The organism is Afipia sp. GW823-FHT06G09 (genome assembly GCF_058794875.1).
Map to the genome: position 1 here is coordinate 1,041,556 of NZ_JBXAHF010000001.1, position 24,671 is coordinate 1,066,226.

The window sequence follows — 24,671 nt, forward strand, 5'->3', positions numbered from 1 at the left end:
TTCCTTGAGGCCCGCGATGCGGAACCTCGCACGCGGTTATCGTGCGGTGATCGGATCGACGTGGTCCGGATTTGGCTTGGTGTTCACCGTGGTGATCACCGACATACCGGGCCGCAGAAGGTTTTCACGCGCCACCGAGAACGGCACGCGGATGCGAACCGGCACACGCTGAACCACCTTGGTGAAATTGCCGGTGGCATTGTCCGGCGGCAGCAGCGTGAACACCGAGCCTGAGGCAGGCGCGAGGCTGTCGACGACGCCCTTGATGGTGCGTCCCGACACCGCGTCGACAGTGATCGACACCGGCTGTCCCGGCTTCAGGCGGCCAAGCTGCGTTTCCTTGTAGTTGGCGTCGATGTAGACATCATCGATCGGCACGACATTGGCGAGCCGCTGTCCAGGCTGCACATAATCGCCGACATTGACGATGCGGTTGGAGAAAATACCGTCGACCGGCGCGCGCACAATGGTGAACGACAGATCGCGCACGGCTTTCGCAAGCGCCGCGCGCAGTTCCTGCAACTGGCCCTCGGCTTCGGCCTTCTGCGACTTGATGACATCGACCTGCGTTTCCGCAGCCTCTAGCGTGGCCCGTGCAGCCTGCACGGCGGCGACGGCCTGATCGCGTCCCGCCTGCGAGACGTCGAAGGTCGCCTTCGAGGCGAAGCCCTTCGTGCTCAGCGATTCCTGACGTTCGAAATCAGATTGTGCGCGCTTGATCCCGGCCTCGGCGGAAACCAGTTGCGCCTTTGCCTGATCGACCTGGCTTTGCTGCGCCGCGACCTGCCGTCCGATACGTTCGATGGTGGCTTCCTGGGTCGCAACCTTGGCGCGCGCGCTTTCGACAGCGAGCTGATAGTCACCGTCATCAATCGTGAAAACGACATTGCCGGCGCCGACGCGCGCATTGTCGCCGACCATCACCTTCGAGATGTGCCCGGCGATCTTCGCGCCCATGGTGGAGTTGTTGGCGCGGACATAGGCGTCGTCGGTGGTCACCATGTAACGGCCGATGACCATGTAGTGGTAGCCGAAATAGATGCCGGCAAGCGCGGCAACCGCGCCGACGCCGACCAGAACTCTCTTGCGGGTTTTGGATTTCGGTTTGGCGGATTGCCCGACGGCATCATCCGATCCATCCGCCACCGGCGCTTCGGGAGCCGGCTGTTCCGCAGGACGTGAACGCTGCTCGATCTCCGCCGCCGGAACGGCGTGCGATGCATCGGTGTCAGATGCGTCAGGCTCAGGGTGAACGACCCTTGCAACCTGGTCTCGGGCAGGCACGGCCATCACGGCCTCCTTAAATTTTCAAACTCAAACGCATGCGGCAAACATCGGGCACCGCTGACAGCACCCAACCTGCGACAAAATTATCATTGACCGAACGGTTCGGTCAATTGTAAATTTGAATCGATACTTGGATACCTCGATCCGGGTTCCCGCATCCTTTCCGGCGGCGCGATCCACAGCGAAACGAAAGAACAGACTAAACGAATGGTTTCACAGACCCATCTCACGGTCGCCTCCGGTGACGAGGACAGCGCGAAACGCCATCAGATCATGGATGGTGCGCGGCGTGTTTTCATGGATCTGGGTTTCGACGGCGCTAGCATGAACGAGATCGCGCGGGCCGCCGGCGTTTCCAAGGGAACGCTCTATGTCTACTTCAACGACAAGAATCGGCTGTTCGAGGCCATCGTCGAGCAGGAAAGCCTCGATCATGGCAAGAAGGCGTTCAATTTCGACCCCACGCTGGATGCCGAAACCAGCCTGAAAGCATTCGGCCGCGCTTACATCGAAATCATCTGCCGGCCCGATGGTGGCTCAGCGGTCCGAACCGTAATGGCTATCGCGGAACGGATGCCCGATGTCGGCCGCCGCTTTTACGACCATGTCATCGCGCACACGATGCGGCTCCTCGCGGACTATCTCGGAGCACGGGTCAAGGCAAAGGAACTCGCAATCGACGACTGCTATCTGGCCGCCGCCCAATTCATCATGATGTGCCAGGCGACGCTGTTTCAGCCTTACGTCTTTCAGGTCAAGCCAGCCCCGACCAAAGAGCAGATCGCAACGGTGGTCGACAGTGCGACGCGGGTTTTCCTTGCCGCTTACCGCGCCCGCCAGAAATAATCAGCGCTCCCGGACGCGGGATTCGTCTTCGATCGAGTCGCGATCTTCCTTCGACAGCGGACCACGCGCGAACATCCGCTTCACACGCTGCCCGATCGAACCGGTAACGCCGCCATCGCGCAGCGCATAACCGCGCGGCGCGGCGCGCTGGGCGATCTCCTCGCCGGACACCGCCGCCGGCTGGCAGATGATGCGCCCGCTCGCGCGGCGCATCAGATCGACGTGAATATGATCGTAGTGATAGACGTTCGATCCCGGCGCCAGCACGGTGTTGAACGTCTGACATGCGGCGGCCTGCACGTCGCGCAGGAAGCCCTGCTCTTCCGGCAATCCCTTCCAGCCATCCTTGACCGAGATGCGACGGCCGTCCGCCAGCGTGAACGAGGCGATGTCGAGCGCGTTGCCGAACGCGTGCTCTGAAATATGCGCGCGCGAATTGCCGTTCATGCCGCGGCATGAGTAGGCCGAAATCTGCTTGATCTCCGCGACCGGCGAGCCGAACCAGCGCTGGGCGGCTGGCTGAACCGCGTCCGCCAGCCAGCGGTCAAGCGCGGATACGATCGGGCACGCCAGCGTCGCAGCCGGCTTCACGGCGACCGCGCCGAACCTGTTCACCGGCGAGCCCTGAGATGGGCCGAAGCGCGGCGGCGTGTAAGGCTGGCTCGCGGGGGGATACGGCTGCGCCGCATAGGGCGCACGGGTTTGCGGGCGGCTGATTGTCGGCGCCGCAGAGTCGGGAGCCGCCGCCAGATCTTCCTCGTCAGGCGGCTCTGTTCCCGGCGCATTCAATCGCATCGGCGCCCCGGCCTGCTCTGGATACGACGGCGAACGCGCTGCCGGATACGGCTGCTGCGATGGATAAGACGACGGATATGATGGCGGCTGCGACGACGAGTAAGACGGCTGATAGGACGGAGACTGCGGTTGCGATGCCGGCCAGCGCGGCTGATTGCCGATGCTGCCGGGCGGACGCAGGTCGTCGGCGTAACCGAGGCTGCTCATCGGCTCGCCGAGTGCCGCCACTTTCAGCGGGAATTCAGCACCGCACGCGCCAGGGCCGGAAATCGGATCGATGCGGACGAGATCGGCAGTCTCCTTGACCGCACCGGATTTCAGGCACGCCTTCTCCGCCTCAGCCCGCCAGGGTTCGCGTTCGGCGGTCATGAAACCGCGGCCGCAACCCGCCAGCGCAACAAGGACAAGGGAGCCGACGACGAACCAACTCACTCCACGCGTCATCCGCGCAAGTTCACTGAAGATAATTAAGGACTCTTCAACGCATTGTTATTCAAGGTTTTTTAACCATGTTGACGCGCCCGGCCGATGATCCGTCAGCAGGTCTGACTTTTTTGAATGGGGAACGTCTTGGTAGCGTCCGCGTTACATGACCCAGCGTTGAGCCAAGGGAGATTCCCCATGACCATCGTCGGACCTCTGAGCGTCGTTGCAGCGTATGCGTCGTTTATTCTGGTCGGCGCGATCGTGCTGGGCATGTTCTAGAGATATTGTCCGCCAAGCGAATCATCAGATTGAGTGACGCGGTCCACCCTTGATCGCTCACAGGAATCTGCAATCATGGTTCCATGATTTTCCGTCAGCTCTTCGACAGCGTTTCCAGCACTTACACCTATCTTCTTGCGAGCCGCCGCGGCGGCGAAGCACTGATCATCGATCCGGTGCTGGAAAAGGTTGACCGTTACATCCAGCTTCTGCACGACCTCGATCTCAAGCTGATCAAGGCGGTCGATACGCATATCCATGCCGACCACATCACCGGCCTCGGCGCACTGCGCGACAAGACCCATTGCATTACCGTGATGGGCGAGCAGAGCGGCGTCGATGTCGTCTCGATGCGCGTCTCCGACGGCGACAAGATCGACATCGAGGGCCTCAGCCTCGATGTGCTCTACACGCCGGGCCACACCGATGATTCCTACAGCTTCATCCTGCCCGATCGCGTTTTCACCGGCGACACGCTGCTCATTCGCGGCACCGGACGCACCGACTTCCAGAACGGCGACCCGCGCGCGCAATACGAGTCGATCTTCGGCCGGCTGCTGAAGCTGCCCGACCAAACGCTGATCTTTCCGGCGCACGACTACAAGGGCGACACGGTTTCGACCATCGGCGAGGAAAAAGCCTGTAACCCGCGGCTTCAGGTCAAGTCGATGGAACAGTATGTCGACCTGATGAACAGCCTGCACCTGCCGAATCCGAAGATGATGGACGTGGCGGTGCCGGCCAACCTGCACATGGGTTTGGCGCAGGACGAAGTCGCGCGGCGCGGCTGGGCGCTGACAGCGTCGCAAGCCCAAGAAATCGCGGGCCGGTCCGACGTCGTGCTCATCGACCTGCGCGAACGCCGCGAGCGCGAGAAGCACGGCGTTATTCCGGGCTCGCTGCATGCGCCCTACCCCGCCCTCGAAGATAATGTGAAACCCGGCGGCATTCTTCACCAGCTCGGCACCACCACCAGCAATCAGTTGCTGTTCTATTGCGCGTTCGGCGAACGCTCCGCGATGGCTGTGCAGGCCGCGCAGGAAGCCGGGCTCACCACCGCCCGCCATATCCAGGGCGGCATCGAGGCCTGGCGCGTCGCCGGCGGCCGGATCGCGCCCGAGCGATGACGCGCGGGGTTTGAACCTCGACCTCTTTCGCATCACAATTGCAATGAAAAATCCCGCTGCCAGAGCGCGTGGCGTTGCATCGTCCTGCGAGGGCTGTCAAAAATGATGCCATTGTGCGGCCTTTCAGATTGCTCCTCGAGCAGGTGAATATCTTGATGCGCTCTGCCCTGCTCGTTGCATCGATGCTGTGCGGCCTCGCCGTTGTGCCCGCCCATGCAGAACCAATCATCCAGCTCGCACAGGCAACTCCCGCACAACCGGCGAGCCCCGCACCCGCACCGGCGGATTCGTCCGCACCGCCTGCGCAAGCGGGCCAGCCACCATCCGCCGATCAGCCTGCAACCGACACCGAAGAACCGGCTGGAAACGTCGCCACGCTGAAGGGCACGGCCACGGTCACCCGCAACGGCATGACCGGTCCGCTGAAACTGCAAGACGACATCTTCAAGGGCGATATTCTTCAGACCGGCAAGAACTCGACGCTCGGCGTCACGTTCAGCGATGACACCACGCTCAATCTCTCCGCCAGTTCACGCGTTGTCGTGGACAATTTCGTCTATCAGGAAGGGGCTAAGGACAACGCCGCGCTTCTCAATGTCACGCGCGGCACCATGGCCTTCGTCGCAGCCGCCGTCGCCAAGACCGGCGACATGAAGATTGAGACGCCGACAGCAACGCTCGGCATTCGCGGCACGACCGGCGTCGTCGAAGTGCCCGAAGGCGCAACTGCCACGGCAGCCAATGCCAACAATGTGGGGATCAAGCTTTATCCCGACGCCGACGGCAAGGTCGGCCGCATCGAAGTCAGGGCGCGCGACGGCGCACCGCTCGGCATGCTGACACAGGCCGCGAGCGGATTCACCGTGCGCGGCACGATGGTGCCGGGCTTCGGCATGCGCATGTCGGCGATGCCGATGGTGATGTCCGCGCAGATGATCGCGCGCGATCGCGGCTTCATGCAGCGCGTTCACACCATGCAGGGCATCGGACGCAACATCGTCTTGCAGCAGCGCAATTTCCGCATGCAGAATCCGAATCGTCCGCCGGCTTTCGGACGGCCCGGCTTCAATCCGAACGCTCCGCAGCGCGGCGGGCTTAACCAGCCCGGCCAACGCCCCGGCCTGAATCAACCGGGTCAACGCGGCGGTATCAACCAGCCAGGCCTGAACAACAGGCCGGGACAGCCTAACCGGCCGGGACTACGCAATCAGCCGGGGCAGCCTAATCGTCCGGGCGTGAATCAACCCGGCCAGCCGGGTCTGCAAAACCCGCCGGGGCAACGCGGCAATTTGCAGCCGGGCACCGGTCAGCCGGGACGGCCCGGCTTGCCGAACCAGGGCGGACTGCAACGGCCGCCCGGTGCACCACCAAATGGATTCCAGCGCACGCCCGGTGCGCCGGGTCAGCTCGGTTCTGGGCCACCGCTTCCGAACCAGCCGGGACTTGCGCGGCCCGGCATTCAACAGCCCGGAGTGCCGGGCGGATTCCAGCGGCCGACGGCTTCGCCAAGCGCACCTGGATTGCAAGGCCCGGCAGGAATTCTCAACCGGCTCGGCGTGCCGAACCGTCTCGGCATTCCGCAGGTGCCCTCCGCGGTGCCGCGTCCAGGCCAGCCCGCAGTCCCTGCCTTGCAGAAAAAGCTGCCGCAAACACCAAAGGACAAGCCGCTTCCGAAAGAGTTGTTGCGGTAAGTCGATCCGGCCTCCTCTGATACGTGGGGTGGCGTGCCGCGGACACCGCCTGTAGCATCGCTGTCGTGATGCTGCCGGAGTCGTTATGCGCTTGAAATTCATCCTGCTCGGGTTGGCGGTGCTTGTCGCATCGTTCGCCGCCAGTCTCTATGCGATGAACAAATTCTGGCCGGCTGAAGTTCAGAAGCCCGTGCTGACAAAACTGCCGCCGCTACCGCCGGTCTCGCGCAATTCCGAAATCCTGACGCCGATTTCCATCTCGATCGCGGCGCTCCGCGACGGGCTCGATCGCGCCGCGCCGCGCAATGTCGGCGGCAAGGCGGACAATCCGGTCAGCCAGATTCTCCAGAATGCCGACATCAACTGGACGGTGGCGCGCGGGCCGATTGCCGCCAGCGGCGTGCAGAACGCGCTGTCCCTGTCGACGCCACTCGATGGCAAGCTGACCGTGCTTGGCTCATTGTCCGCAGCAAGCGGCACCGCACTCGGCAACGCGCTGGGAAATGTTCTCGGCAGCAACGCCGTCAAGCAGCTCGGCAGCGTGAATATCAAACAGCTGAATGCCAATGCCGCGATCCACGGCAATGTCGCGATCACCTCGCGCCCTGAAGTCCTGCGGGAATGGCGGATCGATCCGAAGTTGACCGCGCAAGTCACGCTCGGCGAAAGCAGTCTCACCATCGCAGGCGCCAAAGTCGCGGTGCCCGCGCAGGTCAAGCCGATGATCGACAAGACGGTCAACGAGCAGATGGCGCAGTTGCAGGCGCGGCTGCGCAACGACCGCTCGCTCGAACAGAATGCGCGGCGCGAATGGGCGAAACTCTGCCGCTCGATTCCGTTGCCACCGGCTGCAGCCGGAATGCCGACGCTCTGGCTGGAGATGCGCCCGGTTCGTGCGATGGCCGCGCAGCCGCGTATCGATCCCAACTCGGTGAACTTCATGCTCGGCTTGCAGGCGGAGACGCGCGTTCTTCCGACCGAGACCAAACCGGATTGCCCCTTCCCCGCCAATCTCGACATCGTTCCGCCGCCCGATCGCGGCCGCGTCGCCATCGGCGTGCCGATCGATCTGCCCTTCACCGAGGTCAACAAGATCGTTGAAACGCAGTTGAAGGGCCGCACCTTCCCCGAGGACGGCAGCGGTTCGGTCGATGTCACGGTGAAAAGCGCAAGCGTCTCAGCCGCCGGTCAGCGGCTGCTGATATCGCTGCTCGTCAACGCGAAAGAGAAGAAAAGCTGGCTTGGCCTCGGCGGCGAAGCGACGATCCACATCTGGGGCCGTCCCGTCCTGGATCAGGCGCAGCAGATTCTGCGGCTGACCGATCTCGAACTCGCCGTCGAATCCGATTCCGCTTTCGGACTGCTGGGCGCAGCCGCGCGGCCTGCGGTCCCCTACCTGCAACGCGCGCTCGAGCAGCGCGCCACCATCGATCTGAAAACATTCGCCGCCAACGCGCAGCAGAAGATTTCCGGGATCGTCGCAGACTTCCGCAAGAACGATGACGGCATTCGCGTCGAGGCATCGGTGTCGAGCGTGCGCCTTGGCAGCATTGCGTTCGACTCCAACACACTGCGCATCATCGCCGAAGCGGAAGGTTCGATCAGCGTCGCCGTGACATCGCTGCCGAACCTGCAGTGAACGCCGACGCATAGCTCGCCCGCGCATTCGCATAGCTGCAAGCCGCTCATATCAGTGCATTAATTTCCGCGAGTTCCCGCGTTAATTCTTAGGACACGTTCTCTCCACATTTGCTCCGCATTGGAACCGCTCGCGCCCGTTGCCGTTGAGCCGGGCCAGCCGTCGCGCCGGCACAGATGCCCGCGCTGAACCCATCTCCAAGAATTCATCGCTGAGGATTTACATCATGAAACGAGTCCTGCTCGCCGCAGCCGCGGCGATGATGCTGATTCATCCCGCCAGCGCACAGCGCGCCAACTACGAATCGATGGTTGCGAGCCACGCTGCCGCAAACGGCGTTCCTGCGGAACTGGTGCATCGCGTGATCGTGCGCGAGAGCCGCTACAATCCGCGCGCTGTCAGCAAGGGCAACTACGGCATGATGCAGATCAAGCTCGCGACCGCGCGCGGCCTTGGCTACACCGGCACCGCGCAGGGCCTGCTCGATCCGGACACCAATCTCACCTACGCCGTGAAGTATCTCGCCGGCGCCTATCAGGCGGCGGGCGGCAACCACAACCGCGCGGTGGCCTATTATGCGGGCGGCTACTACTATGCAGCGAAGCGGCAGGGATTGTTACAACGGCAGGCGGCCAACGCCGCGCCGGAAGGCATCACACTGTTCGACGCGAACGCGCAGGAAATTCCGCGCAAGCATCGGCGTCATCGTCACTGACGCAAGGCCGCCTGACTAGAATGTAGAGCCGGCTTCAGTTTGAAGCCGGCTTTATTTCTGGCTCGGCCAAGTGGCGCACCGATGGATCGCGCACATGCGCCACGACGTTGTCGTCGGCGAAAACCTTCTTCCAGCCATCCACATGATCGAACAGTTGCGCGGCCGGGGTTCGCCGCCACAGCAGCGTCGCGTCGATGCGTTCTGACTTGAGCATGTCGAACAGCACGTCCGGATTCTTCAGCATCATGGCGCGATCGAGATCGACCATGAAGCGTTCGCCGTACAGTTCGGTTCGCCCGTCAATCGCAACCGGCACTCCCGACCAGATCAAGTAGCCGCCGAAGTCGTAATCGTTCAGTACCCGCGATACGCCACGATCCTTCAATGCGGCGACGGCCGGCGCAATACCGGACGGCGGCGCATATCGGCCGGTCGCTATCACAAATGCTGTTATCGCGATAACCGGCACCAGCCCCGCCACTGCAACCATCGACCTTGGCCGTGTGCCATTCGCCAGCAGTATCGCCGCCTGTCCGAAACGCGCCGCCAGTGGCGCAGCCAGCACGATCGGCAGCAGCAACGCCAGCACGGCGGCATTGCGCGCGCTCGCCAGCGCCATGTGAAGCAGCCCAAGCGTCAGCACGATCCGCATCAAGGGGAGCTTCAATCCTTTGAACAGGATCGCTCCCAGCCCAAGCAGCAGAACGCCCTCGAAAGCGCCGAAGCGCGTGAAGTCGGCGGGCCGCCATTCGGTAATCATCGACAACGCCGCGCCGAGATTGAGAATGTTGCGGGCCGCGAGCAGCGAATTCCAGCCATAGGGCGTGATGCAACTCGCCGCCAGCGCGATCAAACCAAACACGAACCAGCGCATCAGCAACGGAGCGCGTGCAGGACGCTCTACGTTCATCATGGCGTCGAGCGCAATCGCCCCGACCAGCACGAGACCGAAGACAAAACTGCCGTGAAGATTGGCCCAGAGGGTCATCAGCGGCAGCAGCCAGAGTGACGGCGCAACGCCGCGGTCGGCCGCTGCAATCAGGCCCGCAACCCAGGCCACCATTACCGGCATGGCGAGGGCGTGCGGCCGCACCAGAAAGTGCGGCGACGCAATCGCGAGCGCGGCCATCAGAAGAACGAGCACGACGGACGTATCCAGACGCCGTTCGAGAAACCACGCAAGCAGTGCAAATGCCGCCGCGATCGACGCAGCGGTCAGGACGACGGGCCCGGCCCAGCCCGCGGTCGAGAAAGCAAGCGCGTAACAGGCCTGTGCCAGCCACTGCGTCGAGATCCAGGGCTGGCCCTGCATTGTGAAGGAAAAGATGTCGGCTTGCGGAACAGCCCCGTTATCGAGAATCCACTGGCCGACCTTGATCTGCCAGAACGTGTCGGGATCGGCCAGCATCCGGTTGCCGAGCGTAAGCAATCCCGCGTAGATGCAGACGCCCGTCACCAGCGGCAACGACAACCACCTTGCCGGAACGCCGCTGGCCTGCGTCGTCATCGCGCTGCGCCTTCCGGCGGCTTGACGTTGGGCTGGACGGTGTGGCGCGCGGCTGCATCGCGGACATGGACGACCACATCGTCGTCGGCGAACACCTTGCGCCACCCATCGATCTGATCGAGCAGCAGCGCGGCCGGCGTCTTTCTGCGCAGCAGGGTCGCGTCGATCTTGTGGCGCTCCAGCAGGTCGAAGAAGCTTGCCGGATTGCGCAAGCCTCTTGCCGCACTGTGCTCCACCACGAATTTCTCGCCGTACAGTTCAGTCCGGCCATCAATGTACGGTGCGACACCCTGCGAGATCAGGTAACCGCCGAAATCATAATCGTTGAACACCCGCTGCACGTGATACTGCTTCAATGCCTGCACCGCCGCGACCGGCGACATGTTCGCTGCCGGGCGATATTGCCCCATGGCAAGCGCCGCCACTGTCATCCCGAGCATCAGCACCACCGTGAGCGCTGCCGCGAGTCCTGGAGACTGCGGAAAGGTCAGGCCGGCGTCGCTGCGTCCGCCGAACTGCGCGGCCAGCGGCGCGGCAACCACCATCGGCCCGAGAAGTGCAAACACGTCCGCGTTGCGGATATGCGCCAGCGCCATATACAGCAGGCCGACAAACAGCACCGTGCGCATCAAGGGCAGCTTCACACCCTTGAGAAACGCAAGCACGATGATCAGCAGCGCGCCCGCTTCCAGCGGGCCGAGGAAACTGAAATCGGCCGGGGCCCATTCGCGGATCAGGGTCAGCGCCTCGCCGAGATTGAGAATGGCGCGCGCCGCCAGCAGCGAATTCCAGCCATAGGGTGTGAGGCAACTCGCCGCGAGCGCGACAAGCCCGAACACGAACCAGCGCAGCAACAGCCGTAGCCGCGCCGGGGCTTCGGCGTTCAGCACCGCATCCAGCGCGATCGGGCCGATCAGCATGAGACCGAGAACGAAACCGCCATGCAGGTTCGCCCACAGCGTTATCAGCAAGACCAAGACGAACGGCGGCGCTTGCCGCCGCTCAGCGGCCGAGAGCAATCCGGCAACCCATGCCACCATCACCGGCAACGCCAGAGCATGCGGCCGCGCGTAGAAATGCGGCAGTCCGATGAGGAACGAGACCGGAAGCAGGATCATCACCGGCGTGTCGCCGAAATAGCGGACCAGAAAGCGCGTCAGCAGCATATACGTCACGGCGATCGCCAGCGCCGTCAGCGCGACGAGCCCCGCCCAGCCGAACCATCCATGGACCTGGCTGAAGATCACCTGCGCCAGCCACTGCGTCGACATCCATGGCTCACCCTGCATCGTGAACGAATACACATCTGTCACCGGCACCGTGCGGTGATCGACCATCCACTGCCCGACCGCGACCTGCCAGAATGTATCGGGATCGATCAGCAGCCGGTTGCCGGTGCTCAGCAGCACGGCATAGACGATAAGGCCGACCCATATCGGCAGCGTGCAGCGCTCCGCCGGTGCTGCGTCGATTGCCTGTGCGGTCATCGCGCAGCGCCCTCCGGTTTGATTGCTGGATTGGCCGTGCCGGACTTGCGCACGTGGACGACGGCGATGCCGTCGGTATGGATGCGCTGCCAGCCATCGAGCCGGTCGAGAAGTCCGGCCGCGGGCGTGTCCGGCGTCAGCAGCGTCGCGTCGATCCTGTAACGGTCGAGCAGGCCGAGAAATCCGTCGACGTCCCGGAGCGCGAGCGCATCGAACGTCTTGACGAGGAACGGCGCGCCATAAAGTTCGCCGCGTCCGTCGAAGAAGGTCGGAATGCCCTGTGTGATAAGATAGCCGCCGAAGCCGGCGTTGTGGAGAATTCGCGATGCCTTGCGCGCCTTCAGCGCATCGACCGCGGCAGCCGGCGTCTGGGCGGCCATTGGCGTGAAGGTATGGCTCACGACAAAGGCCGTGGTCGCCCCCACGACACCGAGAACAACAGCGACAACGCCAATCCAGCTTCTCGTCCGCGCAACAGCTTCAGCTCTTCCGAGTTGCGCAGCGAGCGGACCGGCGACCACCAGCGGCGTCAGCAGCGCGAACACTTCGATATTGCGATTGTGCGAAAGCGCCATGTGCAGCAGGCCGAGCACCAGCAGGATGCGGGGCGGCGACAGCACGATGCCGCGCCAGAGCGCACCGGCCACGGCGGCAAAGAGGCAAATCTCGAAGACGCCGAGACTGCTGAAGTCGGCAGCCTGCCATTCGGCGATCAGCGGCATCGCGGGACCGAGATCGAGAATCTGGCGCGCGGCCAGCAGCGAGTTCCAGCCGTAGGGCGTGATCCAGCTTGCAACCAGCGCACAGATGCCGAATGCCGCCCATCGCAGCGCCAACGAAAATCTCTGCGGCGATTGCGCGTTCCACAGCGCATCGAGCGCAAACGGCGCAATCAAGGCGAGCCCAAGCACGAAGCCGCCGTGCAGGTTCGCCCACAGTATAATGAGCGGCAGCAGCCAGAGTGACGGCGCCCTGCGCGCATCGCTGGCCTTCACTAGACCGTAAACCCACGCCACCATCACCGGCAGCGCCAGCAAATGCGGGCGCGCGACGAAATGATGCGCGGACATCAGCACCGCGGCCATCGCCACGATGATCGCATGCACCGCCGAAAAATACCGGCACAGGATGTGAACCAGCAGCGCGAACGCCGCCGCCGTTCCAAGCGCTGCAAGGATGACCGGCCCAGCCCAGCCTGCCGCCGCGTATGATGCGGCATAGAGAACCTGCGCCAGCCAGGACGACGACATCCACGGTGCGCCGAATCTCGTGAACGAATACACATCAGTATGCGGCAGCGCGCGATGATCGATGATCGATTGCCCGACCACGATCTGCCAGTAGGTGTCGGCGTCCTGCAGCGACCGGTTGCCGCCGATCACCATCAGCAGGAAAAGCCCGGCGCCGAACCACAGCCATGCCGGCACCTGGCCGAAGATCCTTTCGGCCGTGCCCGGCTTGTGCCCGATGTGATCGAGACCGGCGATACTCATTATTGATCCTGAAGCGCGGAACCTGTTTCCGCGACCTAACCACCGGCGGCATAATTCCGGGTAAACTCGGGCTGCCGATCTTGCCCGGAACAGGCACAAAACGGCCTCGAATTGCGTCACCGCAAGGTCAACGAACCCTTACTCGCCCGCCGCTCGGCGCTGCCTTCGCGATGCGAAATGCGAAAACGCGTTTCCACGATGCGGAAAAGCCATGCCACATCGCGGGTCCAGCCATTGAAACGCAGGATCATCAGGTCTATCGTATTGATGTTCCGAGGGGGGCTCCGGCGTGGAGCTGAGATACCGCACAATGCGCGGTGACCCTTTGAACCTGATCCGGGTCATGCCGGCGAAGGGACAGGGATGTTACAGAGCGTCAAATCTCCGCAAGGGGAATCTTCCATCAATATTATCGGTGCGGGCATTGCCGGCTCATGGCAGGCATTGCTGTTCGCGCGCGCCGGTTACGACGTCACGCTGCACGAGCGCGGCGACGCCGCCATGATGCAGGCGACCAGCCACTGGGCCGGCGGCATGCTGGCGCCGTGGTGCGAGCGCGAAGCTTCCGAACCGGTCATCACCCGCCTCGGCATCCGTTCGCTCGATCTGTGGCGCGAACAGCTTCCGGAGACGCCGTTCAACGGCTCGCTGGTGGTGTCACATCCCCGCGACCGCACCGATTTCGAGCGCTTTGCCAGGCTGACAACCGATCATGAGCGCCTCGATGCCTCCGGCATTGCGAGCCTCGAACCATCCCTCGACGGACGTTTCCGCGAGGCGCTGTTCTTTCCCGGCGAAGGCCATGTCGAGCCGCGCACCGTGCTGCCGAAGCTGCATGCGAAACTGACCGAGGCCGGCGCCGCGATCAAATTCGAAAGCGACTGCGAACCCGACAAGATCGCCCAAGAAATCAAAAACGGTATCGTCATCGATTGCCGCGGACTTGCTGCCAGAGAATCCGGCACGCGCGATCTGCGCGGCGTCAAGGGCGAGATGGTGATCATCGAGACGCCGGAGGTGCAACTGTCGCGTCCGGTTCGGCTGATACATCCGCGCTGGCCGCTCTACATCATCCCGCGCGACGGCAACCGCTTCATGATCGGCGCAACCACTGTCGAAGCCGAAGACACCGGCGTCAGCGTGCGTTCGGCGCTTGAACTGCTCACGGCGGCCTATGCGGTGCATCCGGCGTTCGGCGAAGCGCGCATTCTCGAATTCGGCGCGGGCCTGCGCCCGGCTTTCCCTGACAACCTGCCGCGTATCGCGATCGACGCGAAGCGCATTTCCGTCAACGGGCTCTATCGCCACGGCTTCCTGCTGGCCCCTGCTCTTGCGGAACTGACGCTGGCCTATGTCGAGCGCGGCGCCATCGACAACGAGGTGATGCAATGTTCCTGATCGTCAACGGCGAACGCGTCGAGACCAAGGCTACGCGCGTCGACGCGCTGCTGGCCGAGCTCGACTATGAAGGCACCCACCTCGCGGTCGCCGTGAACTACGACGTGGTGCCGCGCGCACGCTGGGCCGAGACGCCGCTCAACGACAACGACGCGGTTGAAATCCTCACGCCGCGGCAGGGAGGCTGAAATGAAAAATCACTCCACGTCGTCTCCGCGAAGGCTCGCACCATCTGCTCCCCTCCCCCTTGTGGGGAGGGGTCGGGGGTGGGGGTATCACAACTACCGTCCTTGCAGCTCACCCCCCTCCCCAACCCTCCCCCGTAAGGGGGGAGGGAGTCGCGCGAGGTACGCCCCATGCTGAAATTCTACGACCGCGAATTCTCCTCGCGCCTGCTGATCGGCAGCGCGCTGTATCCCTCGCCGAAGATCATGCAGGACGCGATTCGCGCCGCAGGCAGCGAAATCGTCACGGTATCCGTGCGCCGCGAAACCGCGGGCGGCAAGACCGGCGACCAGTTCTGGTCGCTGATCCGCGAACTGAAAGTCACGGTGCTGCCGAACACCGCCGGCTGCAAGAGCGTGCGTGAGGCTGTGACCACAGCGAAACTCGCGCGCGAACTGTTCAACACCCCGTGGATCAAGCTGGAAGTCATCGCCGACGACGAGACGCTGCAGCCCGACGTGGTCGGCCTTGTCGAAGCGGCCTCCATTCTGATCAAGGACGGCTTCGAGGTGTTCCCCTACTGCACCGAAGATTTGAGTGTCGCCTCGCGTCTGGTCGATGCCGGATGCAAGGTTGTGATGCCCTGGGCCTCTCCCATCGGCAGCGCACGCGGAATCACCAACCGCGACGCGCTGAAGCTGCTGCGCGCCCGCCTGCCCGACATCACGCTTGTGGTCGACGCCGGCATCGGCGCGCCGTCGCACGCCGCTCAGGCCTTCGAGCTTGGCTATGACGCCGTGCTGCTCAACACCGCCATCGCCAAGGCCGACGATCCGGTCGCCATGGGCAACGCCTTCCGCCTCGCCGCCGAAGCCGGCCGCGCGGGATACCAAGCGGGCCTGATGGGCGCACGCGATTTCGCTTCTCCTTCAACCCCTGTCATTGGGACACCGTTCTGGCATGCCGTATCCTGATCGTTTCTATCCCGTGGTCGACAGCGTCGCGTGGGTCGCGCGGCTGACAAAGCTCGGCGTCGGCACCGTGCAGTTGCGGGCGAAGAATCTCGACGACGCAGCGGCGCTCGCCATCGTCCGCGAAGCCCTCGCCGTCACCAAGGGCACGCCGACCAAACTGGTGGTGAATGACTATTGGCGCGCCGCCATCGACGCCGGCGCACAGCATCTGCATCTCGGCCAGGAAGACCTCGACACCGCCGATGTGCATGCGATCCGCCGCGCGGGCTTGACGCTTGGCCTCTCCACTCATGACGAAGCCGAGCTCGACAACGCGCTGGCCTACAAGCCCGACTACATCGCGCTCGGCCCGATCTACGAGACCACGCTGAAGAAGATGAGGTTCGCGCCGCAGGGCGTTGAGCGCATCACAGCATGGAAATTGCTGATCGGCGACATTCCGCTGGTCGCCATCGGCGGCATCAAGCTCGAACAGGCCGAAATGATTTTTGCCGCGGGCGCGAACTCCATCGCCGTCGTCAGCGACGTCACCCAGAACGCCGATCCGGACGCGCGCGTGCGCGCCTGGCTCGACGCGGCCGCGGAGTTGGCGTGATGCGAACAGGAAACAACCGTCATTGCGAGGAGCGCAAGCGACGAAGCAATCCATCCGTTCTTCATAAGAATGGATTGCTTCGCTTCGCTCGCAATGACGACCCAGGATCGACAAACACACCTCAAAGGAGGACGCCATGAACAAACAAATCAACACGGCCGACATCAAGCCCGCCGTCACCACCGGCGGTCTGACGTCGTCGCGCAAGATCTATGTGACGCCCGACGAGGCAGCGGACCTGCGCGTCCCCCTGCGCGAGATCATTCTGTCCGAGGGCGCGGGTGAACCCAATCTGCCCGTATACGACACCTCCGGCCCCTACACCGACCCGAACGTTATCATCGACGTCAACGCCGGCCTGGCGCGCCATCGCCTTGCATGGGTGAAGGAACGCGGCGGCGTCGAGGAGTATGAAGGCCGCCAGATCAAGCCGGAAGACAACGGCAATGTCGGCGCCTCCCATGCGGCCGCCGCCTTCAAGGCGCACCACAAGCCGATCCGCGGCGTCGGCGACGCGCCGATCACGCAGCTTGAATTCGCCCGCAAGGGGATCATCACCAAGGAGATGATCTATGTCGCGGCGCGCGAGAACCTCGGGCGCAAGCAGCAGCTTGAGCGTGCGGAAGCGGCACTCAAGGACGGCGAGAGCTTCGGCGCCGACATTCCGGCCTTCATCACGCCGGAATTCGTGCGCAGCGAAATCGCGCGCGGCCGCGCGATCATCCCGTGCAACATCAACCACGCCGAACTGGAGCCGATGATCATCGGCCGCAACTTCCTGACCAAGATCAACGCCAACATCGGCAACAGCGCCGTGACGTCGTCGGTCGAGGAAGAAGTCGACAAGATGGTGTGGGCGATCCGCTGGGGCGCGGACACCGTGATGGACCTCTCCACCGGCCGCAACATCCACACCACCCGCGAATGGATTCTGCGCAACGCGCCGATTCCGATCGGCACCGTGCCGATCTATCAGGCACTGGAGAAGTGCGACGGCGATCCGGTCAAGCTGACCTGGGAGCTGTACAAGGACACGCTGATCGAACAGTGCGAACAGGGCGTGGATTATTTCACCATCCATGCCGGCGTGCGCCTGCCTTACATCCATCTCACCGCCAACCGCGTCACCGGCATCGTCTCGCGCGGCGGCTCGATCATGGCGAAGTGGTGCCTCGCCCATCACAAGGAGAGCTTCCTCTACACGCACTTCGAGGAAATCTGCGACCTGATGCGCAAGTATGACGTTTCATTTTCTTTGGGCGACGGCCTACGTCCCGGCTCGATCGCCGACGCCAACGACCGCGCGCAGTTCGCCGAACTCGAAACGCTCGGCGAACTCACCAAGATCGCATGGGACAAGGGCTGCCAGGTGATGATCGAAGGCCCCGGCCATGTGCCGATGCACAAGATCAAGATCAACATGGACAAGCAGCTCAAGGAATGCGGCGAAGCGCCGTTCTACACACTCGGGCCGCTGACCACCGACATCGCGCCGGGCTACGACCACATCACCTCGGGCATCGGCGCCGCGATGATCGGATGGTTCGGCTGCGCGATGCTCTGCTACGTCACGCCGAAGGAGCATCTCGGTCTGCCCAACCGCGACGACGTCAAGGTCGGCGTGATCACCTACAAGATCGCGGCACACGCCTCCGATCTCGCCAAGGGTCATCCGGCGGCGCAGCTCCGCGACGATGCGCTGTCGCGCGCGCGCTTCGACTTCCGCTGGGAGGACCAGTTCAACCTCGGCCTCGATCCGGACACCGCACGCAGCTATCACGACGAGACGCTGCCGAAGGAAGCCCACAAGGTCGCGCATTTCTGCTCGATGTGCGGACCGAAGTTCTGCTCGATGAAGATCACGCAGGACGTACGCGATTACGCAGCGACACTCGGCGACAACGAGAAAGCCGCGCTCAATCTCGACGGCAAGCTCCCCGGCGTCGGCATGACGATCTCGGGCGTGATCGCCGACGGCATGGCGCAGATGAGCGAGAAGTTCGTCAAGATGGGCGGACAGGTCTATGTCGAGGCGGAAGCGGTGAAAGAGAGCAACAAGGCGTTTTGATTGCCGACTACGGGCACCCCGATCAAATATCGGGGTGCCCGTAACGAGGAAATTTATTTCTTCGTTATTTTTTTGATTTTTAGCTTTGCATTTGATTTCAAAATGGTGGGAAGAGAAGTTTTTATCATCGTGATGAAGTCACTCCCCCGCGACGCATCATCGTCCCCGCCTAATTTCTCGAATATTTTCTTACACTCGGCGTACGCAACAGCCAGTGCTGCATCCATCGACTTCTCAAGAAGGCCAACCAAGTCCTTTCTTGCAAGCTGCTCTCTCCCTATCACGAGACGAGGCACCAAATAAGCCACATAGTACTTTAGATTATTGCGGTCCTTTCTGCTGGCTGTTTTCGAAGTCAAATAAGCTTCAGTTTTTCCTATCAATTCCGCGCAAAATGCGAAGAACTTTAGATCGGCACTATCTGGAAATACTGCCTTATAGCCTTCCGGAGTGTTCAGAAGTGAACTGGGCCGTGCTCGCGCATCGTTTGGCTTACCAAGAGCTATCGCGATCACAGCCTGCGCAAGTTCATTTATAGAAAATATTTCTGACTTTGGTCTGCCAGCATTTTTGTATTGGTTTTTGCGGCGCTCGTAGAATTTACCGCGAGATTTAAAAAAGCCCTCGATGTCACGATGAAGCTGCTCGGTCGCTCTAAGTTGCGATGGGCCGATCGGCGTCTGCCTATTCGTTGCTCGGATGATCCGATCGCGAACATCCTCATCTTGCGACTTGATTAACCTAACGAGAACGTGCCGAGTGTCCGCCACCTCGCCTTGCAACTGAAAATGTTGCCAAATTTTATTTGCCGTTTGAAGGCCGTTCACGATGAGCGGCCTATCTAAGGAAAATTCTCGTTGCGTATGGGGCTGTATCTCATCACAAAGCAAAGTGATCCCATTATTGAGCCACCAAAAATCGACTTTATCTGTAACTTTGCTCAGTGTTTCAGCGATTTCTTTATTGACCCCCGAGTCGCCTTCGAAGTCGCGTACATTCTCTTCGAAGATGGATGTCAAAAGCTTTTTATCATCACCGGTTATGAGGCTAAAAAACTCATTCATTTGAACAAGACCAACCCAACCATCAGTTGCTCCATCAGAAGCTGGAGCGGCTGCGAAAGTCATTTTCTTGTTTATGAACCTTGGCCGATTGGCCAAATCAATCAGTTCACGCGCGCCCAGCAACCGCACGTCTGAATCAGATTTGAAATATCCCGCCTTCAAAAAACTTATAACGGCATCTCTATCGCTGTGAATCTTGGGACTCGCGGTTGCTTTTTCACCTTTACTTGCAAACACAATATCAAATTGAACAATCGGATTTTTACCCTGCATTCCAAGATAGATGGTACGAAACAAATCCGCCTGCGCCACGACCGAAGCGTTATAGACTTTTTTCAGTTGTGGTATCTTTTTGTCGAGATCAAACAAGTCACAAACAGTAGTCCTCATTTTGGCAAAGGAGTTTTCCGAAAAAGAATTGCTGTTTTTCGTTTGATGAACGATTACCCGAACATTCGCATTGCGACGCGCATCTTCAGCGTCAAATTCCTTCTTCTCCCGAACTAGAAGCCCGTCTACTAAGATGTAAATGGCGTCGATTTGACCATCACCCTCTCCATCGACTATCCCCGATTCAATATCGTCCCAATCCAAGGTAAATTCGCGAGTGATAAGATCGGACACAAAAAGTTCAAAGAAGTCGTCGACCTTAAGGCTCGGATCTATTTGTTTTCGAGCTTCCTCGGCAATGTGATCTATGACTTGAATAAGCGATGACATGAATACCTTCTATGTCTCAGTCCTACTTCAACGTAATGGATAGTCCGTCGAGGTCAACGTTCGCCGTCAACCAACTTTGTGCGCCCAACAACCGGCAGCGCCCCTTGTGATTGGTCAGTATAGTCACACGTGCGCGCCCTCTTACAAGGTTCGCTTTTCAGAGATTCGATAAGCAAGCGTAGCCCGGATGCAGCGAAGCGCAATCCGGGATGGATCGCGCCGCTTGCCCCGTATTCCGCTGCGCTGCATACGGGCTACGATCCTGTCGCTGATTGTGATAGGCTCCGCCCATGCACAACCTCACGCCTCTTTCCGGATTGATCGGCGGCGCGCTGATCGGGCTCGCCGCAGCCATGCTGATGCTGCTGTCCGGACGCATCGCGGGCATCAGCGGCATCTTCGGCGGGCTTCTTGCGTCCGCGACAAGCGATCGCGGCTGGCGGCTCGCTTTCATCGCGGGGCTGATCGCAGCGCCGCTGACCGCGGCACTCGCCACCGGCACGCCGCTTCCCTCGCCCGCAATGCCCGCGAGCCTGATCGTGATTGTCGTTGCGGGCCTGCTGGTCGGCTTCAGCAGCCGCATGGGCGGCGGCTGCACCTCGGGTCACGGCGTCTGCGGCGTCGCGCGGCTGTCCGCGCGCTCGCTTGTCGCCACCGCGATCTTCATGGCGGCAGCCATCGCCACCGTCGCCATCGCGCGCCACATGATCGGAGGCTGATGCGATGCCGCTCGTTCTCGTGAGTTTCGTCTGCGGACTCATTTTCGGCGCCGGCCTTTTGATCTCCGGCATGACGGATACAGCGAAAGTGCTCGGCTTCCTCGACATCTTCGGCGCGTGGGACGCGACGCTGGCTTTCGTGATGGCCGGTGCGGTCACGGTCTCGAGCATCGGCTTTGTGCTCGCACGGCGGCGGGGCGCGCCGGTGTTTGGCGCGCAATCTCTCTGGCCGACGCGCAAGGACATCGATGCGCCGCTGGTCACCGGTGCGGTACTGTTCGGGATCGGCTGGGGGCTGGTCGGGCTCTGCCCCGGCCCGGCGCTGGTCAATCTCGCTGGCCTCAGCCTGCCGGTGATCGTGTTCGTCGCCGCGATGGCGGTCGGGATGCTGGGTCATGATGCATGGAGCAGATCCCGCGTATCGGCGCGACAGACCACGCAAGCCACTGTTGCGGCAGGCGGAGACGGCTAGCGCCGGCGGATCCATCGGCCGCGCCTTCCGCTGAATTATGGCAGTCATGAAAACGCTGCTAGAAAGACAGCGTAGCAAATCACTTGTAGCAAATAACTTGGAGTGCAGACGTGGCTAACGACGCGACCACACGGCAACCTCGGAGCGGACCGCAAGGCCCGCAGGGAAAACCCGGAAAGCCGGGACCGCAAGGACATCCGGGCCGGCCCGGGCCGGAAGGTCCGCGCGGCAAGCCGGGGATGCCGGGCAAAGCAGGACCGCAGGGCAAGCGCGGCGAAGCCGGACCGGCAGGCAAGCCCGGCGCACAAGGCGCGCGCGGCGAACAAGGTCCGCAGGGCAAGCAGGGCCCCGTGGGTGCGCAAGGCCCGCGCGGCGAGCAGGGTCCGCCCGGCCGCCTGCCCTCGTTCGAGGAAATTCTTCCATGGCTGGAAACGATTTTCGACGCGTGGGAAGAGCACCGCCAAAAGCGCGAGCGCGAAGCGAAGGAGCGCGAGGAGCAGGAAGCCGCCGCGCGTTATGCCGCAGCCATAGCGGCTGGCGTGCAAGATGATGATGACGGCGATGACGACGACGATCATCACAAAAAGAAAAAGAAGCATCGCAAGGACAAGAAGTAGCGGCACCGTATTCCGCTGCTCCCTGTGGCCATAGTTCATTGATCAAGCAAAAAGGCCGGGCATGTGCCCGGCCTTTATGATTCAGCGAGCGCCGCAGGTGCGCGCTTACTTCAACGTGATCGCAAGTCCGCTGAGGTCGGCGTTCGCCATCAGCCCGACCTGGCGGCCGGACAGTTCGAGCACCGCGCCCTTCTGGTTGGTCAGCACGATGGCGCGCGCGCCGCCGCCAACCGCAATGCCGGCGCCCGCCGCGCCATAGACACCCGCGACGTCCGACGGACGGTTGATGTTGCTCACCCGGCCGCGCAGCACCGTCTTCGATCCGCCGAACACCAGCCCATAATCGATGCCGCCGGTGGACAGTGCATAGCTCCTGCCGCGGAAGTTAAGCGTGCCGCTGCCGCCCGAACCACCGATGAACCATCCGGCCTTGTAGATGACGAGCGAGACGGTGCCGCTGTCGGCATGAGCGGATGAGAGGCCGGCTCCGATGAGCGCCGTCACAGCGATCAGCGCGGCGCGAATGGCAGATGACAGACGCATGATGAGTTCTCCGGATGTTGGGCAACAGGTGTGAGCAGGAATGTCGCGAATGAATCGGTAAAACCGAATCAAGTTTAGCCCATGACGCGGATTCGCAAAACGCTAATGGCGCAAGCGGAACTCTTATAGCGGAAAATCGATCAACAGATTCGGCCCCGCAACGCGTATCGCCGCGCGGATTTCTGTTGTTTAATCGATTCGGGCGTCACAATGACCGACGGGAGGTTCCTGTGAATCGAGTTGAATGGGATCTGCACGCGGCCAAGTTCGAGTCGCTGGTGTGCGATATCGTCACCGACGAGACGAGTGGCCAGATGCCGCGTTTCGTCGCCGCAGCCTGCCGCTCGCGAAAGAATCTTGAACTGGTCGATCTCGGCTGCGGCGTCGGCAGCTTCGTCAAGAAATTCGGGCATCGCTTCGAGCGGATCACCGGTATCGATTTCGCGCCGCGCATCGTCGCGCGTGCGAAGAAGCGGTGCGCGGACATTCCGAATGCGAAGTGGCTCGCGATGGATGTCACCCGGTCGGCGAAGGTCCTCGGCACCGTCGCCGATCTCACGGTCTGCCTGAATGTCATCACCTCGCCGCGTCAGGCCAAGCGCGACGCGCTGTGGTCGACCATGGCCGATGTCACCAAGCCGTCGGGCTTTGCGCTGGTGGTGGTGCCGTCGATGGAATCGCAATTGATGGTCAACAAGCTCGGCGCATCGGCAGACAAGATCAAGGCGGGCGGCCTCGTCCATCGTGACGGCGTCTGGCAGAAATTCTACGAGCGCGACGAGTTGGTCTCCACCGTCTCGGGCACCGGCTTTGAGATGACCCGGATCGCCAAGGTGTATTATCCCTGGTCGGTGGACGGCCTGCGCAAGCCGCGCGGCTCGAAGCAGTTGCCGTGGGACTGGGGCTTTTTGGCGCGGCGCGCGGCGTAACGCGCGGCATCAGCCGCCGCGCGGACATTCCCTGTAGCCGAATTCGTCGATGATCCGTGCGCCGGAGATGGTGCTGAACTCCAGCCTCGCAAGATATCCTTGCGCGACGACGTACTGCCGCAGCTTGGCGTTGTAGGCATTCAGCATCCGCTGGGTCGAACCGGCGTTGATGACATACCTGTTGGGGCCGCGCCCGTGACCGGCGTGAAACAACAGCCGCGCGCTGCGCTCGACACAGACGTTGCGGACGCCGAGAAACAGCGTGCAGTTCGACTGGCAGTGACCGCGGATGCGAAACAGTTCGCCGCTGGCATTCGCATGATCGATGGCGGGCTGGAATTTCTCGATCCAGCCGCCCATGGCGAAGCGGTCCGAGGTGTCGGCTTCCGCGACGGACACCGCTCCGGCCAGCGAGATAGCCAACAGCAGCGCCGTGACGACATGTTTCATCGAATGCCTCCGGGCGGGCGCGATCTTGCGTAAGGTTAACTTGTCGCGATCTGGCAGCAAGACCATTGCGAACGTGAACAGCGAGGCATAGCTTTTATTTCAGACATTGAACGCCCGGCGGTGAGTCGGCGTCCAACTGCCATACGGTCGATCGGAAGGATTATGACAATGTTGGCGGAAATCTTTTTATTGAAGCTTGAAGCCCTGCTGCGGGTCGCGGCAATCGACCGCCGCGCCAGCGATCCAAGGTTCGTGCCGATCGCAATGCCGCGCTCCTGAAGCACTTCGCAACGCAAAAGAAAACGGGCCGGCTCGCGCTGGCCCGTTTTGCGTTTAGCCGAACCGCGCCCGGCTCCGCTCCCGCGCCTTCTCTGCTTCGACCTCACGATCCCGCGCCGGCGCATGGGTGTGCAGCGACGTCAGCAGCTTGCGTGCGCTGGCGGACACCTCGGCGACGGCGCGATTGAACGCTTCTTCATTCGCCTTCGACGGCGCATTGAACCCGGAGAGCTTGCGCACGAACTGCAAGGCCGACGCATGAATTTCGTCTTCAGTGGCGGGCGGCTCGAAGTTGAACAGCGTCTTGATGTTGCGGCACATGGAGCTTCTTCCCTTTCACGCCCTGCGGGCCTGCACTTCACTTTATTTTCCGGCTGTAGGGCGCG

24 protein-coding genes and 1 riboswitch are annotated in these 24,671 nt (G+C 62.1%); of the genes, 14 read left to right on the forward strand and 10 right to left on the reverse strand.

Features of this window, described 5'->3' with window-relative positions; all coding sequences use genetic code 11:
* Positions 1–36: 36 nt before the first annotated feature.
* Positions 37–1,290, reverse strand: coding sequence for an HlyD family secretion protein (locus tag AC1Q67_RS05115; RefSeq protein ID WP_492234947.1), 1,254 nt, complete (start codon positions 1,288–1,290; stop codon positions 37–39).
* A gap of 204 nt (positions 1,291–1,494) precedes the next feature.
* Between AC1Q67_RS05115 and AC1Q67_RS05120 the strand changes: the two genes are divergently transcribed.
* A complete protein-coding gene (locus tag AC1Q67_RS05120) occupies positions 1,495–2,133 on the forward strand; it encodes a TetR/AcrR family transcriptional regulator (protein WP_024576390.1) in 639 nt (212 codons plus the stop codon).
* Here AC1Q67_RS05120 and AC1Q67_RS05125 read toward each other — a convergent pair whose 3' ends face one another.
* Positions 2,134–3,372, reverse strand: coding sequence for an extensin-like domain-containing protein (locus AC1Q67_RS05125; RefSeq protein WP_492234946.1), 1,239 nt, complete (start codon positions 3,370–3,372; stop codon positions 2,134–2,136).
* 344 nt (positions 3,373–3,716) lie between these two features.
* On the opposite strand from AC1Q67_RS05125, the gene AC1Q67_RS05130 reads away from it, so the two are divergent.
* The 4 genes from AC1Q67_RS05130 (at position 3,717) to AC1Q67_RS05145 (ending at position 8,805) form a co-directional block, all read left to right on the forward strand.
* Positions 3,717–4,760 (forward strand): MBL fold metallo-hydrolase, encoded by a 1,044-nt coding sequence (locus AC1Q67_RS05130; protein ID WP_492234945.1) that lies wholly within the window; start codon positions 3,717–3,719, stop codon positions 4,758–4,760.
* A gap of 155 nt (positions 4,761–4,915) precedes the next feature.
* Entirely contained in the window at positions 4,916–6,451 is a 1,536-nt protein-coding gene (locus tag AC1Q67_RS05135; RefSeq protein ID WP_492235703.1) for a FecR domain-containing protein, read from the forward strand.
* An 85-nt stretch (positions 6,452–6,536) separates the two neighbouring features.
* Complete coding sequence (locus tag AC1Q67_RS05140; protein ID WP_492234944.1) at positions 6,537–8,090, forward strand: DUF4403 family protein; 1,554 nt, start codon at positions 6,537–6,539, stop codon at positions 8,088–8,090.
* Between the two features lie 226 nt (positions 8,091–8,316).
* Positions 8,317–8,805 carry a transglycosylase SLT domain-containing protein gene (locus AC1Q67_RS05145; protein WP_492234943.1) on the forward strand — a complete coding sequence of 163 codons (489 nt, stop codon included), beginning with the start codon at positions 8,317–8,319 and terminating at the stop codon, positions 8,803–8,805.
* Positions 8,806–8,839: 34 nt separating this feature from the next.
* On the opposite strand, the gene AC1Q67_RS05150 is transcribed toward AC1Q67_RS05145, so the two are convergent.
* The 4 genes from AC1Q67_RS05150 to AC1Q67_RS05165 form a co-directional block, all read right to left on the reverse strand.
* Positions 8,840–10,312, reverse strand: coding sequence for a hypothetical protein (locus AC1Q67_RS05150; protein WP_492234942.1), 1,473 nt, complete (start codon positions 10,310–10,312; stop codon positions 8,840–8,842).
* Positions 10,309–11,799 (reverse strand): hypothetical protein, encoded by a 1,491-nt coding sequence (locus AC1Q67_RS05155; RefSeq protein WP_492234941.1) that lies wholly within the window; start codon positions 11,797–11,799, stop codon positions 10,309–10,311. Before AC1Q67_RS05155 ends, AC1Q67_RS05150 begins: the two co-directional genes overlap by 4 nt.
* The gene (locus AC1Q67_RS05160; protein ID WP_492234940.1) at positions 11,796–13,292 is read right to left on the reverse strand and encodes a hypothetical protein; all 1,497 of its coding nucleotides are present in this window, start codon (positions 13,290–13,292) and stop codon (positions 11,796–11,798) included. Before AC1Q67_RS05160 ends, AC1Q67_RS05155 begins: the two co-directional genes overlap by 4 nt.
* Positions 13,293–13,408: 116 nt before the next feature.
* The gene (locus tag AC1Q67_RS05165) at positions 13,409–13,543 is read right to left on the reverse strand and encodes a hypothetical protein (RefSeq protein WP_492234939.1); all 135 of its coding nucleotides are present in this window, start codon (positions 13,541–13,543) and stop codon (positions 13,409–13,411) included.
* A gap of 14 nt (positions 13,544–13,557) precedes the next feature.
* Positions 13,558–13,667, forward strand: a riboswitch (TPP riboswitch).
* Here AC1Q67_RS05165 and AC1Q67_RS05170 point away from each other — a divergent pair.
* From AC1Q67_RS05170 to thiC, 5 genes are all read left to right on the forward strand, one after another.
* Positions 13,656–14,690, forward strand: a complete 1,035-nt coding sequence (locus tag AC1Q67_RS05170; RefSeq protein WP_492234938.1) for an FAD-dependent oxidoreductase — start codon at positions 13,656–13,658, stop codon at positions 14,688–14,690. Its footprint overlaps the riboswitch before it by 12 nt.
* The gene (thiS, locus tag AC1Q67_RS05175) at positions 14,681–14,878 is read left to right on the forward strand and encodes a sulfur carrier protein ThiS (protein WP_019198452.1); all 198 of its coding nucleotides are present in this window, start codon (positions 14,681–14,683) and stop codon (positions 14,876–14,878) included. Before AC1Q67_RS05170 ends, thiS begins: the two co-directional genes overlap by 10 nt.
* 168 nt (positions 14,879–15,046) lie before the next feature.
* The gene (locus AC1Q67_RS05180; protein ID WP_492234937.1) at positions 15,047–15,829 is read left to right on the forward strand and encodes a thiazole synthase; all 783 of its coding nucleotides are present in this window, start codon (positions 15,047–15,049) and stop codon (positions 15,827–15,829) included.
* A complete protein-coding gene (locus tag AC1Q67_RS05185) occupies positions 15,816–16,424 on the forward strand; it encodes a thiamine phosphate synthase (RefSeq protein WP_492234936.1) in 609 nt (202 codons plus the stop codon). Before AC1Q67_RS05180 ends, AC1Q67_RS05185 begins: the two co-directional genes overlap by 14 nt.
* 136 nt (positions 16,425–16,560) lie before the next feature.
* Positions 16,561–18,492 carry a phosphomethylpyrimidine synthase ThiC gene (gene thiC / locus AC1Q67_RS05190; RefSeq protein ID WP_492234935.1) on the forward strand — a complete coding sequence of 644 codons (1,932 nt, stop codon included), beginning with the start codon at positions 16,561–16,563 and terminating at the stop codon, positions 18,490–18,492.
* 53 nt (positions 18,493–18,545) lie between these two features.
* On the opposite strand, the gene AC1Q67_RS05195 is transcribed toward thiC, so the two are convergent.
* Positions 18,546–20,276: an AIPR family protein gene (locus AC1Q67_RS05195; RefSeq protein WP_492234934.1), complete on the reverse strand. Its 1,731-nt coding sequence runs from the start codon at positions 20,274–20,276 to the stop codon at positions 18,546–18,548.
* Between the two features lie 290 nt (positions 20,277–20,566).
* On the opposite strand from AC1Q67_RS05195, the gene AC1Q67_RS05200 reads away from it, so the two are divergent.
* The 3 genes from AC1Q67_RS05200 (at position 20,567) to AC1Q67_RS05210 (ending at position 22,084) form a co-directional block, all read left to right on the forward strand.
* Positions 20,567–20,995, forward strand: coding sequence for a YeeE/YedE family protein (locus tag AC1Q67_RS05200; protein ID WP_492234933.1), 429 nt, complete (start codon positions 20,567–20,569; stop codon positions 20,993–20,995).
* A gap of 4 nt (positions 20,996–20,999) precedes the next feature.
* Positions 21,000–21,467 (forward strand): DUF6691 family protein, encoded by a 468-nt coding sequence (locus AC1Q67_RS05205; RefSeq protein ID WP_492234932.1) that lies wholly within the window; start codon positions 21,000–21,002, stop codon positions 21,465–21,467.
* 110 nt (positions 21,468–21,577) lie between these two features.
* Entirely contained in the window at positions 21,578–22,084 is a 507-nt protein-coding gene (locus AC1Q67_RS05210) for a collagen-like protein (RefSeq protein ID WP_492234931.1), read from the forward strand.
* Positions 22,085–22,189: 105 nt separating this feature from the next.
* Here the strand turns inward: AC1Q67_RS05210 and AC1Q67_RS05215 are convergent, their stop codons facing one another.
* Positions 22,190–22,627: a hypothetical protein gene (locus tag AC1Q67_RS05215; protein ID WP_024576410.1), complete on the reverse strand. Its 438-nt coding sequence runs from the start codon at positions 22,625–22,627 to the stop codon at positions 22,190–22,192.
* A gap of 230 nt (positions 22,628–22,857) precedes the next feature.
* Between AC1Q67_RS05215 and AC1Q67_RS05220 the strand changes: the two genes are divergently transcribed.
* Positions 22,858–23,556, forward strand: coding sequence for a class I SAM-dependent methyltransferase (locus AC1Q67_RS05220; RefSeq protein WP_492234930.1), 699 nt, complete (start codon positions 22,858–22,860; stop codon positions 23,554–23,556).
* 9 nt (positions 23,557–23,565) lie between these two features.
* Here the strand turns inward: AC1Q67_RS05220 and AC1Q67_RS05225 are convergent, their stop codons facing one another.
* Both AC1Q67_RS05225 and AC1Q67_RS05230 read right to left on the reverse strand, forming a co-directional pair.
* Complete coding sequence (locus AC1Q67_RS05225; RefSeq protein WP_492234929.1) at positions 23,566–24,006, reverse strand: hypothetical protein; 441 nt, start codon at positions 24,004–24,006, stop codon at positions 23,566–23,568.
* 333 nt (positions 24,007–24,339) lie between these two features.
* Entirely contained in the window at positions 24,340–24,606 is a 267-nt protein-coding gene (locus AC1Q67_RS05230) for a DUF2277 domain-containing protein (protein WP_024576413.1), read from the reverse strand.
* Positions 24,607–24,671: the final 65 nt, after the last annotated feature.